Below are 15,814 nucleotides of genomic sequence, written 5' to 3' on the forward strand. Positions count from 1 at the left end.
AAAAACAGATGGGAAGGACAATTTGACGCGCAAGGGCTGCCGCGATGCAAAAAGGTCACGCCGTCGCCCGCGGCGTCGGGGACCGGTCCCGTCGGAAAGGGAGAGTGGAGGCCTCGGCCGGAATCGAACCGGCGTACACGGCTTTGCAGGCCGCTGCGTCACCACTCCGCCACGAGGCCAGCCGATGGTGAGCTCGCGGCATAGCGGAGGGCGATGCGGCGGTCCAGCGGCGCCTTAGGCGGTCCTACGCTTTTCGTCCGCGCGCAGCCAAGGTTCGGTCCTGATCCCGACCGCCAGGAGGTAGCCGGCGAGCGCGAGCTCCGCGACGATCGCGAGGACCGAGACGAGGCCGAGGAGCAGGGCCGCGTAACGGTCGTAGGTCGCGAGCCCGAGAAAGGCGACGGCGTTGACGAGGTATGCCGCCGACGAAGCGCACAGGAGGGCGGCGATGAGCTTCGGCATGAATCCGGACCGCCAGAGAAGCACTGCGAGCAGGCCGAGGTGCAGGCCGAAGAAGAGGAGCGCGATCTCGAAGCCGGTCCGATGCGCGAGCAACGCATCGGAGGCGAGGGCGGCGAGCTGGTCTGTTCCGAAGGCCTCGAGATGACCGCCGCCCTCGGCGTAGCGAAGCGCGCGGGCGAGGTTCGCGGCAGCGCCGGCATGGACCGCGACGTAGACGAGGCGGAGCCACGCCATCAGGACCGAAAGGCGCGTGTCGGCAGGGCGCGTGAGGACGTAGAGACCCCAGGCGACGACGACGTCGAGGACCAGCGTCAGCATCCAGGCCAGGATGCCCGCGCGCACCATGCCGCCATTGAGGGCGAGGTTCTGCGCGGTTGCGACCGGGTCGCCCGGGACGACTTGCGCCGCGATCGCGAGGAACCCACCGAAGATCCCGGCGACGCCGAGCCCCAAGTAGCACGCGCCGGTGAGCCGAGCGTAGGCCTTCGGGTTGGTCGCTTCCGTCGATTCCATAAAACCTGTCCTTCTGCCCGCGATCCCGACGTCGCGGCCGGATCATCGAGGTCAGGATGTCCCCGATCATGGGGCTTCGTCGCCCAGCCCAATGGGACCGGACATCGGGCGGCGCCTACGCCGCGGGCTGTATCGCAGCGTGCTCACGCGCGGCGGCGCGGCTCCGAAAGGCCGAAGGCGTCTGACCCGTATGCCTCTTGAACGCTGCGTTGAACGTCGAGCGGGCGTTGAAGCCGACGCCGTAGGCGATCTCGAGCACGCTCTCGTCGGTCTGCCGAAGGCGGCGTTGAGCCTCCTCGATGCGTCGCCCGTTGACGTAGTCGAAGAAGTTGGTGCCGAGGTGGCGGCTGAGGGTCTGAGATATCTGCCCCTGCGGAACGCCGGTCCTGTCCGAGAGGGCACCGAGCGACAGGGCCGGGTCGTTGGAGAGGGCCTCGGCGGTCATGGCCGCGTCCATCCGGCGGGCGATCCGCACCATCCGCTCGGCGCTCAGCTCGGCCTTCGCATAGGGACGGCCTTCGGACGGAGGCGGGCTCGCGACCGCTTTCGCGGGGGGCTGGCCCGAGGCGGCGAAGGCGATGCCGCCGATCCAAAGGAACTCCAGCCAGGCGGTGACGCCGTCATACCAGCCCGGCCGCCAGCCGCTGACCGCAGCGACTTCGCCGATCGTGTACCAGACCCATCCCGCCAGCAGCACGAAGCTGGCCGTTCGCAGCCAAGAGAGCGAACGGTCCTCGATGTTGGAAAAGAGCGAGCGAAGGGTCTCGGCGTGCCGGGCGAGGCGCCGGAGGGAAGCGGCGAGGTAGGCCACCGACACGGTCAGAAAGACACCGAAGACGAGCTGGCAGGTCAGGAAGGCCCGGTCCCGCAGTTCCGGGTCGGGGTACTCCAGCGAGACGAGGCCGATCTTGTCCTGCGCCGGCAGGAAGAAGAACCAGGACATCAGCGCGAAGAAGGCGAGGGGGCCGAGAGCGGCCAAGCAATCCGAACGCCGCAACCCCGCGGGCCGGGGTGCCGTCATAGCGCGGACATAGGCGTAGAAGGCCGGGGCTAGGAGCATTCGTACCGGGTAGACGATGCCGCCGAGGTGGGGAGCGGCCACATACGCGCCCGACAGAAGGAGAAGCTCGTCCGCCTTCACGAGCCCATAAAGCCCTAGGAACAGTGCCAGGAAGCCTGCGCGGTCCCGCCGGTCTCCCGTTCCGCGCAGAAGCTGACCGCAGGCGAAGAGCACCGCGGTCAGGGTCATCGCAACGGCAATCAGCCGGACCGGATCGCTTCCCACTGTTCCCTCTCCCTGATCGGGAGAGGGTAAGGGATAGGCGTACGGCGTGCCAGCGTCCTCTATTCCAGGGTGAGGTCGTCGACCTCGAACTCGAAGTCGCCGGCTGGCCGCCCCGCCGTGATGGCGAAGCCCCATACGTCCGAGAGGTCCGCGCCGGAGATCGCCGCGAGGTCCACCGAAACCGACCCCCAAGCCTCGCCGATCGGAACGGACGCCATGGCCGGGGTCTGCGGCGAGGTCTTGGTGAAGAGCATCAGGGTGAGGGGATGGTCGCTTCGACCTTCGAAGCGAAGGGTCGAGTAACCCGACCAGTCCGCGCTCCGAGTGCCGTCGAAGCTGAGGAAGACGCCGAGGCCGGCCCAAGGGAAGGGGAACTCGGTGGATACCGCGCCGCTCGCCCGCGCCCTCCCGTCATCCGTGTGGCTGACGGCGACCGTCGACTTGCCGCCGGCCATCTCATCGGACGTTCCCATGACCGGCACGCCGTAGGCGGTGGAGAGGTCCTGGCCGAAGTCCGCGATCAAACCGCCGGGCAGGGCATCCACGGCCTGCGTCGCCTGCGGCTCGGGCACGGACCGGTCCACTTCGTAGCCGTTCTTGTAGACGGCCTCGATGGCCCGGCTGTTCGTCACGTCCTTCGTCGGGTCGGCAGAAAGAAGCACGAGATCGGCACGCAAACCCTTCTCGATCCGGCCGCGGTCCTCGAGTCCGAAGGCGTCCGCTGGCGCGCTGGTCGCGGCCCGCAACGCTTCCTCCGGCGTCAGGCCCGCCTCCGTCAGAAGCTTGAGCTCGGTGTGCAGCGACGCGCCGTAGGTCGTGCCCGGATTGGGCGCGTCCGTGCCCGCGAGGATCGGTACGCCGCGTTCGTGCAGGGCGCGCACCGCGGCGTGCGCCGCCTCCGACGAGAAGACGGCCGCCATCTGGGGCGGGAAGCGAGCCGCGAGCTGTCCTTCCTGCGGCGGCGTCAGGAAAGCTGCGAGGCGAGGGTCGCGCGACGCGTCCTCCCCGACGGGCGAACCGCTAGCGCCATCCTCCACGGCGAGGGTCGCGACGACGAAGGCGCCGGACTTCTCGGCGAGGTCCAGGAGCGCCTCGTCCGGCGCCTGGTCGGCGAAGACGTGGACGAGGCCGTCAGCGCCCGCTTCCAAGGCATGGCGGGCGTCTTCGAGGCGCGAGACGTGGACGACAGCCATAGCGCCCTGATCGTGGGCGGCGGCGATGACCGCCGCCAGCGTCGCCCGGTCGATCGACGTCATCCCCGCCCATTGCGGCTCGTAGACGACCTTGATGTAGTCCGACCCCTCCGCGAGCCGGTCTCGGACGAAGCTCTCCGCTTGGTCGGCGCTCTCGATCGTCGGGATCGCCATGCCGAACTGCGTCCCGTGGCCACCGGCCGAGGTGATCAACGTACCGGCGGAGTAGAGATCCGCATGGTCGGTCTTTGCGACGCCGTCTCGCTGCGGCCGGTGGGCGGCGGCGAAGCTCGGGTCGGTGAACATGTCCATCTGCGTCGTCACGCCGAAGCGCAGCGGCGCCTCGAGCGCGTCCTCCCCGAAGGCGTGCACGTGGCTGTCGATCAGGCCGGGGATGAGGAACAGCCCGTCGCCATCCACCACGTCCAGACCCGCCGGGGCCTTCAGGCGGCGGCCGATCCGTTCGATCCGCCCATCCTCGACCAAGACGTCCACCGTCCGCGGCCGCATCTTCTCGCCGTCGAAGACGGACACGTCGTCGAAGAACACGGCGCCGCCGGTCTGCGCCGATGCGTAGTACGGGAGGGCGGCGGCGCTCAGCGCGAGCGTGCAGAGCAGGGCACGGTAGGTCATCAGGATCCCCCTTCAGGTTTGCATGTCAAACTAGTTGGTCTGTTCCGAACGATCGCGCAAGATGCGAAGTGCAGATTGGGTGGGTGGGGTGTAAGGCGTGCCTGACAGCCGTCGCGCTTCCCTTGGCGGGCCTCCCCGTCTAGGCAGCAGGCGCTACTCGCAAAGAAGGATTTCCGGCCGAATGGACACCGCGCTCGCCCGCAAGCACATGGTGGACAGCCAGGTCCGCCCGAACGACGTGCCGGACATGCGCCTGCAAAAGGCGATGGAGACGCTTCCCCGCGAGGCGTTCGTGCCTGCGAACCGGCGGGCGCTGGCCTATGTCGAGCGCGACGTGCCGCTGTTCGAGGGGCGCTGGCTCCTGAAGGCGCGGGACCTCTCCAAACTCATCCACGGTGCGAACATTCAGGCGAGCGACCTCGTCCTCGATGTCGGCTGCGGCTTTGGCTACTCCGCCGCCGTAATGTCTCAGCTCGCCGGGGTCGTCGTCGGGCTCGAAGAGGACGAATCGGTGGTCGCCAAGGCGACCGACAACCTTACCGGCCTCGGCATCGACAACGCCGTCATGGTGAAGGGGCCGTTGCCCGAGGGCTGTCCGAAGCAGGGGCCGTACGACGTGATCGTCATCGCGGGCGGCGTGCAGCGGAACCTCGAAGGTCTACTGTCGCAGCTCAAGCCGGACGTCGGACGCCTCGTGACGATCGTGATGTCGCCGCAAGGCGCGCTCGGTCATGCGACGATCTATACTCGGGCAGGCGAAGCGTTCGGGCGGCGGCGACTGTTCGAATCCCAGCCCTCGGGCGTGTTGCCGGGCTTTAACCATTCGGCAGGTTTTGTCTTTTAACCAAGGTTGACAGGGCGCCGCCCCCACACGTTTGCCGCGAAGTGCTCTTGCAGGCACGACCGAACGCGGGAATGGTGAGCAGGACGGAATAAGGAAGACGGGCATGGCCAGCGCGCAGAGCGAACCCAGCATGGACGAGATCCTTGCGTCCATCCGCCGGATCATCTCGGAGGAGGACGACGGGGCCCCGGACCTGCCGGTAAGCCGCCGTCTGGAGACGCTTTCCCTGCGCGAAGAAGCCGAGGTCGAGCCTGCACCGGGCCCCGCGGCGCGCGGCAAGGAAGCCGAGGCCGAGGCGCCGCAGCCGGCACCGGAACCTGAGGCCGAGCCGGACCATACCCCGGAGGCCGAAGCGCAGTCCGAGGCAGAAGGCGAATCCGAAGCGCTGGACGACTTCGATCCGATGCCCGAAGCGTCTCCCGTCGCCGAGGCCTCGATGGAGCCCGCCGCCGTCGCGCACGAGCAGGGTGCGACGACGGACGACACCTTCGACGAAGCGGAAGAGCCCGAGGCGGAAATGGAACCAGCCGTACGCAACATCGCCGAAGCGATGGCGCCCGGCGTCGCCGCATCGGCGGTGTCGAAGCTTTCGCTGAGCGAAGCCTCGGCAGACAAGATCGCCTCGGCGTTCGGCGCGCTCGAAGAGAACGTCCGCGTCTCGAACGGCTCGGGCCGGACGATCGAGGACCTGGTCGAAGCGATGCTCCAACCGATGATCCAGAACTGGCTCGACGACAACCTTCCGCGCATCGTCGAGGAGAAGGTCGAAGAAGAAGTCCGCAGGCTGGCGCGCCGCCGCTGAGCCGCGCCACACGCCCTTCGGGTCTGGCCTGACACTGCGAAACGCCTATACGGGGCCTCCCATCCGGAGGCCCCTTTTTCATGCCGCTCGACAAGTCGTTCGACCACACTGACGCCGAAGCCTCGATCTACGAGGCTTGGGAAAGGGACGGCTGCTTCGAGCCGTCCGGGACGGGCGAGCCCTTCTGCGTCGTGATCCCGCCGCCCAACGTCACGGGCAGCCTCCACATGGGCCACGCGCTCAACAACACGCTTCAGGACATCCTCGTCCGCTTCGAGCGGATGCGCGGCAAGGACGTCCTCTGGCAGGTCGGCACGGACCATGCGGGCATCGCGACGCAGATGGTGGTCGAGCGCCAGCTGATGGAGCGCCAGGAACCCTCCCGCCGCGAGATGGGCCGCGAGGCCTTCGTCGAGCGCGTCTGGCAGTGGAAGGAAGAGAGCGCGGGGCGCATCCAGAACCAGCTTCGGCGCCTCGGCGCGTCGGTCGACTGGTCGCGCGAACGCTTCACCATGGACGAGGGGCTGTCCGCCGCCGTCCGCAAGGTCTTCGTCAGTCTTTACAATGAAGGCCTGATCTACCGCGGCAAGCGGCTCGTGAACTGGGACCCCAAGTTCGAGACCGCGATCTCCGACCTCGAGGTCGAGAGCCGCGAAGTCCAAGGCCACATGTGGCACTTCAAGTACCCGCTCGCGGACGGGAAAACCTACGAGTACGTCGAGAAGGACGAGGAGGGGAACGAGACCCTCCGCGAGACGCGCGACTACATCGCCATCGCGACCACGCGCCCCGAAACGATGCTCGGCGACGGCGCGGTCGCGGTGCACCCGTCCGACGAACGCTACGCCCCCATCGTCGGCGCGCTCTGCGAGATCCCGGTCGGGCCGAAGGAACACCGCCGCAAGATTCCGATCATCACGGATGAGTACCCGGACAAGGACTTCGGCTCGGGCGCGGTGAAGATCACCGGCGCGCACGACTTCAACGACTATCAGGTGGCGAAGCGCGGAAACATCCCGCTCTACCGCCTGATGGACGGCCAGGCGCGCATGCGCGACGATGGCGCGCCCTATGCGGAGGCGTCCGCGGCGGCGCAAGCGATCGCTGAGACCAGCGAGCTCCCCGGCGAGGCGGAGGTCGACGCGATCAACCTCGTGCCCGAAGAGTATCGAGGGCTGGACCGCTACGAGGCGCGCAAGGCGGTCGTCGCGCAGTGCGAGGCCGAAGGCTCGCTGATCCGGATCGAAGACAAGCCGATCATGCAGCCCTTCGGCGACCGCTCTGGCGTCGTCATCGAACCCATGCTGACGGATCAGTGGTTCGTGGACGCCGAGAAGTTGGCGGGGCCGGCCATCGAGGCAGTCCGTGAGGGGAAGACGCGCTTCGTCCCGTCCAATTGGGATAAGACGTTCTACCAGTGGATGGAGAACATCGAGCCCTGGTGCATCAGCCGCCAGCTATGGTGGGGCCACCGGGTGCCGGTTTGGTATGGGCCTGAACTGATCCGTGAAGGCACGAACAATCGATGGGACGGCATGGGTGGTCGCGGTCAATGGAACGGCGGGATGGTCACCTTTGCTGGGCAGTCAGTCGAAGAAGCAGTTTCCTACTTCGAATGGCTTTACGATCATAGCATCAAGGCGGAGACCGTAGACGGATTTGAGGATTTTCGCTCCTTTAACGAGGGCAACTCGGACTACTACGATGAAAACGATGTTCGAAGCATCGCGATTTTCCAAGACCCCGACGTCCTAGACACCTGGTTCTCCTCCGCCCTCTGGCCCTTCTCCACACTCGGCTGGCCTGAGGAAACGTCCGAACTCGGACGCTTCTACCCTACGGCCGTCCTCTCGACCGCCTTCGACATTATCTTCTTCTGGGTCGCCCGGATGATGATGATGGGGCTCCACTTCCAGAAGGAAGTGCCGTTCCGCGACGTTTACATTCACGCCATCGTCCGGGACGAGCACGGACAGAAGATGTCGAAGTCCAAGGGCAACGTCGTCGACCCGCTCGACTGGATGGACAAGTACGGCACGGACGCGCTGCGCTTTTGCCTCGCGAGCCAGGCGACGCAGGGCCGCGACCTGAACCTCTCGGAGCAACGCGTCGAGGGCTACCGGAACTTCCGTACCAAGATATGGAACGCCGCCCGGTTCGTAGAGATGAACGGCGCGTCGGTCCCCGAAGGCTTCGACCCGACGGCGCTCAAACAGCCCCTCAACCGCTGGATAGCGCACGAGGCCACCGAGGCGAGGGCGGCCGTGACCGCCTCTATCGAGGCCTACCGCTTCGACGACGCGGCGAACGCGGCCTACCGCTTCGCCTGGAACGTCTACTGCGACTGGGCGCTGGAGCTCGCGAAGCCGATCCTGAACGGTGAAGACGAAGCGGCGGCCGCCGAGACCCGGGCGACGCTCGCCTGGGCGCTCGACCGCATCCTCGTCCTCCTCCACCCCTTCATGCCCTTCGTGACCGAGGCGCTGTGGAAGGAGACGGGAACACGTGACGGCCACTTAATGCTCGCCCGCTGGGAGGCGGCGGCAGTCCGCGACGAGGCGGCGGCCGCCGAGATGGCCTTCGTCATCGCGCTCGTCTCCGAGGTCCGCTCCGTCCGCGCCGAGATGAACGTGCCGCCCTCGGCCAAGCTGCCGCTGATCGCGCTCGGCGCGGACGAAGCAACCCACGATAGGCTCGCGGCCCAAGCCCCCGCCATCACTGCGCTGGCCCGCTTGTCCGGCATCGAGGAGGCGGACGCGCCGCCCGCAGGCGCCGCGCAGATCGTCGTCGAGGGGCGGAGCTACGCCCTCGGCGTCGCGGAGCACATCGACCTCGCCGCCGAGAACGCCCGTCTGGACAAGGAGATCGGCAAAACCCGGGGCGAGATTGCGAAGGCCGAGGGCAAGCTCGGCAATGAGCGTTTCGTTCAGAACGCGCCCGAGGCGGTCGTCGCCGAGGAGCGGGAGCGCAAGGCGAAGTTCACCGCGCAGCTCGAGAAGCTCGAAGCCGCGAAGGCACGCCTCGCCGCGCTCTAGGCCTGATTAGAGGTCACACTTACCGGCGAGGATGTCGTCCTTGACGCCCTCGTCGATCGGGTCGTCCCCGAACCACATGTCGCTGATCGCGTCGTAAGTGGCGCGCTGGCGCACCTCGACCGCCGGTCGGCCGTCGATGATCATGGTCGAGCTGTTCGCTTCGGGGGCGTAGGCGATCTCGACCCTGCTATGCGGTTCGATCATGCCGAAGGCCGCGTCGATCCGGTCGATCGTCTGCCGATCGATCCGCGTCGCGAGCTTCGGCCGCCAATCGGACGGCAGCCCCTTCGGCAGATCGCCGTCATGCACGACGTCCATGACGATGACCGAGGCGCCGTCTTCGCGCTGGAACAGGCTGAGGTCGTAGAGGTCCATGAACAGGATCGACCGCCGCGCGCAGCCGACCCTGTCGAAACCCTCCGTCACCAACGGGTCCTCGGCCGGAGCGGTCGAGGAGGGCGCGGCGGCGAGCGTGCCTGTCAGGGCCGCCGCCGAGGCAACGAGTATGACGAGCCGCATTATCCCACTCCTTGCATCTCGCAACTGCGAACATTGCAGTGCACCAATTGTGCCAGGGTGGGCCAGTCACGCTCTCGTCAGTCGAGCGTGCCAGTCTCGAAAGTGCCTTCGCGCCTAGGATCTACGGCGGGTAAAACGTCGTTACCGTCGACTTGGAAACCGTAGAGACCGGACGTGAGCGCACGAACTTGCGGCTCGTAGCCGAGGGCACGCAGAGCGTTCGCGGTCGCCTCGTCCTCAGCTGTGACGCTGTCCCGCGCGGTGACGACGTGCGGCCGCTCGACTGCGGACTGGATGTCGTCGCCGAGGAACATCCGCCACATCAGGGTCTTCGCGACGTAGCCGATGATCGCCGGGCCTCCGGGACTGCCGATCGCGATGAAGGGCGCCTCGTTCTCTAGCACGATGACCGGCGTCATGGAGGAGCGGGGCCGTTTGCCGGGCGCGGGGGCGTTGGCGACGGGGGCGTCCTCGTCTCCGGGCTCACGGCTGAAGTCGGTGAGCTGATTGTTGAGGATCATCCCGCCCGCCATCAAATGGCTGCCGAAGGCGAACTCGACCGACGTCGTCATCGAGACCACGTTGCCGTAGGCGTCGCGCACCGAGAAGTGCGAAGTCGAAGGAAGGCCATAGGAATCGTCGTCCGCGCGGCCCTCCCGGATCGGCTGCGCGACCGGCTCGCCGGGCTCGACCGAGGGCAGGGGCGCTTCGCCGATCAGCGCGGATCGGCCTTCCAGATAGGCGCCGTTCGTCAGGCCGGTGACGATCTCTTCCGCGCTCGCATTGCCGACCGCCATGTAGTCGGGGTCGGCGAGGTACCGGTCGCGGTCCGCATAGGCGAGGCGGCTCGCCTCGACGTAGGGCAGCAGCGCCTGATCGTAGGCCGCGCCGGGCTCGATCCGGTCGCCGAGCATCATCAGGATCTCAAGCAAGGTCACGCCGCCGGAAGAGGGCGGGCCCATCGAGCAGACCTCGTAGGTCAGCACGGGGCCGCAGACCGGCTCGCGCACCATCGGTTCGTAGGCGGCCATGTCGTCCATCGTCAGCACGCCGGGGCCGGTCTTCGCCGTCACGGCTTCGACGATCTCCTGCGCCACCTGTCCCGTGTAGAACGTTCCCGGTCCCTCGTCGGCCAGCCTGCGAAGCGTCTCGGCATAGGCCGGGTTGCGCAAGGTCTCGCCCGGCTGAACCGGCGTTCCGTCTTCATGATAAAAGAGGGCGGCGGCGGCCGGCGACTGCTTGAGGCGCGGCAGCTGGCCGAGGAGTTCCGACAGACGCGGCGTCACCGTGAAACCTTCCGCCGCGTGGCGTTCGGGCGCCTCGAACAGGCTCGCCCAGTCGAGCCTTCCGTGCTGCTCGTGGGCGAGGCCGAGCATGCCGACCGCCCCGGGAACGCCGACGGAAAAGCCCGAGGTGACCGCGTCGTAGAAGCCCATGGGCGTTCCCGCCTCGGTCATGAACATGTCGGGGCCGGCCGAGGCGGGGGCGATCTCGCGGCCGTCATAGGCCGTCATCCGCTTCGTCTCGGCGTCCCAGTAGAGCATGAAGGCGCCGCCTCCGAGGCCGGACGACTGCGGCTCCACGAGGCCCAGCGTCGCTTGAATCGCGATGGCGGCGTCGATCGCGCTGCCGCCGCGCGCCAGCACCTCCGCGCCCGCTTCGGTCGCGAGGGGATGCGCCGCCGCGACCGCCCACTCGCCCGTCGCAGCCGGACGGTCCGCCTCCGGCAGGCCCTCGCCGACGCTCGCGACACCGTCGGCGCGTTCCGCGTCCTTCGGCGCTGCCGCCTCTCCATCCCCCCGGGCGCAGGCTGCGAGAACGAGAAGGGAGGCGAAGAAGATTGTGCGCGTCATGAGGACCGGTGGAGGAAGCTTCGCTAGGCAGGGTAGGCAGGACCGAGGAAGACACAAGCCATGCCGACAGGACCGACGAACAGCCTCGCCGACATCGGGGGTCTTCGCGTCGGTTGCGCGCAGGACGAACACGTCCGCACGGGCGTCACGGTCATCGTCCCGGAACGCCCCGCGATCTGCGCCGTCGACGTGCGCGGCGGCGGCCCCGGAACGCGGGAGACCGACGCCATGCGGCTCGAAGGGCTCGTGTACCGTGCGGACGCCATCGTCCTGTCCGGCGGCTCGGTCTACGGCCTCGCCGCCGCGGATGCGGTCACGGCGATGCTGGGCGCTGCGGGACGCGGCTTCAGCCTCGTGTCCCGACCGGGCGTGCCGGTAAGCCCGATCGTTCCGGCGGCAATCCTCTACGACCTCGCCAATAGCGGCGCGAAGGATTGGCGCGGCGAGCCGCCCTATGCGCGTCTGGGGCGCGAAGCCTTCGCCCACATCGGACCTGACGTGGCGCTCGGCAGAGCCGGGGCGGGGTACGGCGCCCGCGCCGGTGCGCATCCGGGCGGGCAGGGCACGGCGTCCTCGTGTGTGGACGGTATCACGGTCGCAGCCATCGCTGCCGTCAACAGCTTCGGCAGTCCCTACGTGCCCGGGACGAAGCGGTTCTGGGCGGCGCCGTGGGAGGCGGATACGGAGTTCGGCGGCCGGGGCGTCGCACCCGCCGCAGGGCATGAAGGCCTGCCGCCCGACACCAAGCTGGCGGGGCCACGCGAGAACACGACGCTCGCGGTCGTCGCGACCGACGCTGCGCTCGACAAGGCGCAGGCGAAGCGGCTCGCCATCATGGCGCAGGACGGCCTCGCGCGGGCCATCCGACCCGCTCACGGACCGACGGACGGCGACGTCGTCTTCGTCCTTTCGACAGGAGAGGGACCGCCGGTCTCGCTTGAGAGCCTTCTCGTTCTCGGCACTCTCGGCGCGGACGTCCTCGCCCGTGCGGTCGCGCGAGGAGTCTTCGCCGCCGAAGTGGGGGACCCTTGAGCTCTGCCTGGTTCCGCACGGTTTTAACGTCCGGTTCAGGCGGGGGTTAACCGAAGTATGCGAACACGTTTCCGTGTGGTCATCGGGGGAGCCCCAAGGTGGACGGTCAGGGTTCGGGTGCCGGTCAGGTCTGGAAGCGGTACGCCCTCGCCCTGGGCTTGATCTTCCTCGCCGTCACGGGCGCCCACTTCGTATCGGTCCACGCCGTCGCCCTGAAGGAAGACTACGCGCGAGTGATCAATTTCAGCGGGCGTCAGCGCATGCTCAGCCAACGCATCCTGTACCTCGCTTCGGCGCCGCAGGAGCCGGGGAAGAGCGGGGCGAAGCTGGCTGACACCATCGACCTCTTCGAGCGGTCGCACAGGGCGCTTAGGGGCAGGGGGGACTATAGCGAGGCCCTACCGGCGAAGCATGACCAGCCCTATCGGGCCGACGACCTCGACGAGCGCGTCCGCCTGTTCATAGGGGCCGCCCGCCGCGTGGTTTCCGCGGCGCAGGGCGAGCGTGATCGCGCGGTGGATGAACTGACGAGGGTCGGCGACGACCGCTTCCTCGAGGACCTCGACGACGCCGTCGCCCGTTACGAAGCGGAGGCGGCGCAGGTCGTCGAGCGAGTGCAGACGATCTCTAAACTGACCTACGCCGTCACCCTGCTTCTCCTCCTTGCCGAAGCGGTCTTCATCTTCTTGCCGACCTACCGCCTCGTCGCGACGGCTTTCGCCCGGGAGAAATCCAAGAGCGATCGGTTGGCCGCGTCCGAGCGTGCCGCTCGGCATGCCCTCAAATCCGCGCAAATCGCTCGCGAGACGGCGGAGCGAGCCCAGGAGAGGGCCGAAGAGGCGACGCTCGCGAAGAGCCGGTTCCTCGCTACGATCAGTCATGAGGTCCGCACGCCCCTCGACGGCATGATCGGTATGTTGGACCTGCTGCGCGAGCACGAAGCCGATCCCGAACGGCGGCGACAGCTGCACGCGGCCTTCGGTTCAGCCGAAGCCCTGCTTCGTCTCCTGGACGAGGTCCTCGACTACGCGCGGCTCGCGGCCGGGAAGGTCGAGCTCGACGAGACGCCCTTCTCGCCGGGCGCACTCGTCGCGGAGGTCGCGCCGCTCTTCGGTGTCGCCGCGAGCCGAAAGGGGCTGACCATCGGTTCGCAAGCAACGGCGGACTTGCCCGAAAGGGTATGCGGCGATGCCGATCGGGTGAGGCAGGTGCTCTTCAACCTCGTCGCCAACGTGGTCGAGTGCGCCGAGGCAGGGCATATCGGCGTTTCGGCAACGGTCCTATCGGAGCCGCGTGGCGACGGCACGCCCCTCTACCGGCTCTCTGTCACGAATAGCGGCATCGGCACCGCGGAGAGCGACATCGAGCGTGTCTTTGCGCGCTTCGAACAGGCCGACGGCTCGACCATAGGGGGCGATGGCGGAACCGGCCTCGGCCTTGCGATCTGCGAGAAGCTCGTGACGCTGATGGGGGGCACGATGAGCGTCGTCAGCGAGCGCGGCCGCGAGACGACGTTCCACGTCGATCTGCCGCTCCTCCTGGGTGAGGGAGCTGACCGGTACGGTTCCGCAAGCGCAGGACAGACCGAAGACCGATCCTCAAGGCCGCTTCGCGTCCTGGCAGCCGAGGATCATCCGGTAAATCAGCAGGTGCTTCGAGCCGTCCTAGAAGGCGCCGGGCACGCGGTCACGATCGTCGGCGACGGCGCGGCCGCCCTCACCGCCGTGCAAAAGGAAGAGTTCGACATCGTCCTGATGGACCTCAGCATGCCGACCATGGATGGGATCGCCGCGGTGCGCGCGATCCGTGACCTTCCGACGCCTGCACGGGATCTTCCCGTTCTGGCCATCACGGCGCACGCTTCCCCCGAGCACGAGCGCCTTTGCCTCGACGCGGGCATGTCCGGCTACCTCACCAAACCCCTCCGGCCTGCCCTTCTTCATGCGGAGATGGCGCGCTTGACGAGTGCGGACGAGTTCGAGCTCTGCTGGCGCGAAGCGGGTTGAGCTAGAGCCGGCGCTGAGCGTGCCGAGAAAGGGGCGGGGGATCCGAGCGGCAACGCTTCCTTCTCACCGCGTTCGGTGGGCCGGTCATGAGAAATCCGTCATCGGCTCGCGAGACGCCTAGCTTCCGCGCCTGAAGCGGACCGGTGCGATCGGGCCCGTCGCCGCGATCACAGGCATCCTCGCGATCGGTTCAGGTGAACAGGTCAGACTGGGGCGGCAGGGGCGCATCGAGCGCGAAGACGAGGCCGCCCTCCGCAAACTCGAAGGCCGCCGTACCCTTGAGTTCGGCCGCGAGCGCGCGACTGATCATGCGCGTGCCGAAGCCGTTCCTGGTCGGCGCCGTCACGGCGGGACCATCGAGTTCGCGCCACTGCAAGTGCAAGTGCGGCTCGTCGCCCGGCAGCACGCTCCATTCGACCTCGATGCGCCCTTGTTCGTTCGAAAGCGCCCCGTACTTCGCCGCGTTCGTTGCGAGCTCGTGCATCGTCAAGGCGAAGCTGACCGCCGCCTTGGGCGGCAGGAGGACGAACGGGCCGTCGATGTGGACCCGGTCCATTGGCGTACCGCACCGTGTAAGCGTACGCTGAACGAGGTCGGAGAGCGCCGCGAACTGCCATGCTTCCTCGGTCAGGAGGTCATGGGCCTGAGCCAAGGCGTGCAGGCGCGCTTGGAAGGTCGCCTGCGCATACGCCGCCGGTTCTCCCGCGCGGAAGCTCTGCGCCGCGATCGTTTGGACCACGGCGAGCGTGTTCTTCACGCGGTGGTTCATCTCGCCAATCAGGAGCGTGCGATGCTCTTCCGCGCGACGCTGCGCTTCGACGTCGAGGAATGCGGTCACGGCGGCGACGATGTCGCCCGTCACGTTGCGCACCGGCGTGGAGCTGATGATCCAACGGCGACGCTCCCCGTCGCGCAGGAAGATCATCTCCTCGTTCCGGATGACCTCGCCGAACGTCATCGCGCGAACGGTCGGATAGTCTTCGGGTATGTAGGGGCGGCCGTCGGCGTGGATGGCGCTCAGCTTCTTGTAACGCCCGGTGTCGCCGTCGAAGCCGTCCATCCCCGTTAGGCGGCGCGCTTCGGCGTTGAGGATGGGCGGCAGGCCCTGCGGGTCGCGCGCGATGGATATCGCGATCGGCGCGGCCTCGATCGTCGCGGCGAGCGCTTCCAGGTCACCGTCCTTGTTCCAGCGGTCTTCACGAGTGAGTTCCGCCTTGAGCGCGTTCTGGGCTGCGACCTCGCGGGAACGGTCCGTGATCGAATGAGTGAATGCGACCGGCGCGCCGCCATCGGTCTGCGGCGCGAAGGTCCAGCGGATGTGGCGCCGAACGCCGTTCCTATCGATTTGAGGCGGCAGGTCCATGATCTGCGGCGCGCTGGTATCGCGCATCGTTTGGATCGCCGTGCGCAGCCCTTCGATCATTCCCGGGTCGGGGGCGGTGGCGAACAGGCCGCCTTGGTAGAGGCGCGGGAAATGCGCCCGGTAGCCGGGGTCGGCAAATATGAGCGTATGTGGGGGTGCCCAATCGTAGCAAGCGGTCATGACGAGGTCGCCCGGACCCGGCGCGATCTGCGCGAAAGGCGCGGATTTCACCGCCTCCGAAATCCTCGCCAACGGCATGGAAACTCCAACCTCT

11 protein-coding genes and 1 tRNA gene are annotated in these 15,814 nt (G+C 67.7%); 5 read left to right on the plus strand and 7 right to left on the minus strand.

Translation table 11 applies throughout. The features are described 5' to 3' along the window. Nucleotides 1-105: 105 nt before the first annotated feature. The 4 genes from GGQ59_RS08710 to GGQ59_RS08725 all read right to left on the minus strand — a co-directional run bounded on the left by GGQ59_RS08710 (nucleotide 106) and on the right by GGQ59_RS08725 (nucleotide 4,086). A tRNA-Cys gene (locus tag GGQ59_RS08710) sits at nucleotides 106-179 on the minus strand. 55 nt (nucleotides 180-234) lie between these two features. Next, entirely contained in the window at nucleotides 235-975 is a 741-nt protein-coding gene (locus GGQ59_RS08715; protein WP_183817616.1) for a DUF4386 domain-containing protein, read from the minus strand. Between the two features lie 115 nt (nucleotides 976-1,090). Then, complete coding sequence (locus GGQ59_RS08720; RefSeq protein WP_183817618.1) at nucleotides 1,091-2,224, minus strand: helix-turn-helix domain-containing protein; 1,134 nt, start codon at nucleotides 2,222-2,224, stop codon at nucleotides 1,091-1,093. Nucleotides 2,225-2,319: 95 nt separating this feature from the next. Then, nucleotides 2,320-4,086, minus strand: a complete 1,767-nt coding sequence (locus GGQ59_RS08725) for an amidohydrolase family protein (protein WP_183817620.1) — start codon at nucleotides 4,084-4,086, stop codon at nucleotides 2,320-2,322. A 181-nt stretch (nucleotides 4,087-4,267) separates the two neighbouring features. On the opposite strand from GGQ59_RS08725, the gene GGQ59_RS08730 reads away from it, so the two are divergent. The 3 genes from GGQ59_RS08730 to GGQ59_RS08740 all read left to right on the plus strand — a co-directional run bounded on the left by GGQ59_RS08730 (nucleotide 4,268) and on the right by GGQ59_RS08740 (nucleotide 8,767). Beyond that, nucleotides 4,268-4,930 carry a protein-L-isoaspartate O-methyltransferase family protein gene (locus GGQ59_RS08730; RefSeq protein WP_183817622.1) on the plus strand — a complete coding sequence of 221 codons (663 nt, stop codon included), beginning with the start codon at nucleotides 4,268-4,270 and terminating at the stop codon, nucleotides 4,928-4,930. A gap of 103 nt (nucleotides 4,931-5,033) precedes the next feature. Next, nucleotides 5,034-5,732, plus strand: coding sequence for a DUF2497 domain-containing protein (locus tag GGQ59_RS08735; protein WP_183817624.1), 699 nt, complete (start codon nucleotides 5,034-5,036; stop codon nucleotides 5,730-5,732). An 80-nt stretch (nucleotides 5,733-5,812) separates the two neighbouring features. Next, on the plus strand, nucleotides 5,813-8,767 hold the full coding sequence (locus GGQ59_RS08740) for a valine--tRNA ligase (protein WP_183817626.1): 2,955 nt from the start codon (nucleotides 5,813-5,815) through the stop codon (nucleotides 8,765-8,767). 6 nt (nucleotides 8,768-8,773) lie between these two features. Here the strand turns inward: GGQ59_RS08740 and GGQ59_RS08745 are convergent, their stop codons facing one another. Continuing rightward, nucleotides 8,774-9,286, minus strand: coding sequence for a chalcone isomerase family protein (locus GGQ59_RS08745; protein WP_183817628.1), 513 nt, complete (start codon nucleotides 9,284-9,286; stop codon nucleotides 8,774-8,776). A gap of 77 nt (nucleotides 9,287-9,363) precedes the next feature. Further along, nucleotides 9,364-11,139 (minus strand): gamma-glutamyltransferase family protein, encoded by a 1,776-nt coding sequence (locus GGQ59_RS08750; RefSeq protein WP_183817630.1) that lies wholly within the window; start codon nucleotides 11,137-11,139, stop codon nucleotides 9,364-9,366. 60 nt (nucleotides 11,140-11,199) lie between these two features. Between GGQ59_RS08750 and GGQ59_RS08755 the strand changes: the two genes are divergently transcribed. Both GGQ59_RS08755 and GGQ59_RS08760 read left to right on the plus strand, forming a co-directional pair. Further along, nucleotides 11,200-12,171 carry a P1 family peptidase gene (locus GGQ59_RS08755; protein ID WP_183817632.1) on the plus strand — a complete coding sequence of 324 codons (972 nt, stop codon included), beginning with the start codon at nucleotides 11,200-11,202 and terminating at the stop codon, nucleotides 12,169-12,171. 98 nt (nucleotides 12,172-12,269) lie between these two features. Further along, nucleotides 12,270-14,177 carry a response regulator gene (locus GGQ59_RS08760; protein ID WP_183817634.1) on the plus strand — a complete coding sequence of 636 codons (1,908 nt, stop codon included), beginning with the start codon at nucleotides 12,270-12,272 and terminating at the stop codon, nucleotides 14,175-14,177. A gap of 190 nt (nucleotides 14,178-14,367) precedes the next feature. On the opposite strand, the gene GGQ59_RS15430 is transcribed toward GGQ59_RS08760, so the two are convergent. After that, nucleotides 14,368-15,771, minus strand: coding sequence for an HWE histidine kinase domain-containing protein (locus tag GGQ59_RS15430; RefSeq protein WP_183817636.1), 1,404 nt, complete (start codon nucleotides 15,769-15,771; stop codon nucleotides 14,368-14,370). Nucleotides 15,772-15,814 lie beyond the last annotated feature (43 nt).

This window comes from Parvularcula dongshanensis, from assembly GCF_014199615.1.
GTDB classification, from domain to species: Bacteria; Pseudomonadota; Alphaproteobacteria; order Caulobacterales; family Parvularculaceae; genus Parvularcula; species Parvularcula dongshanensis.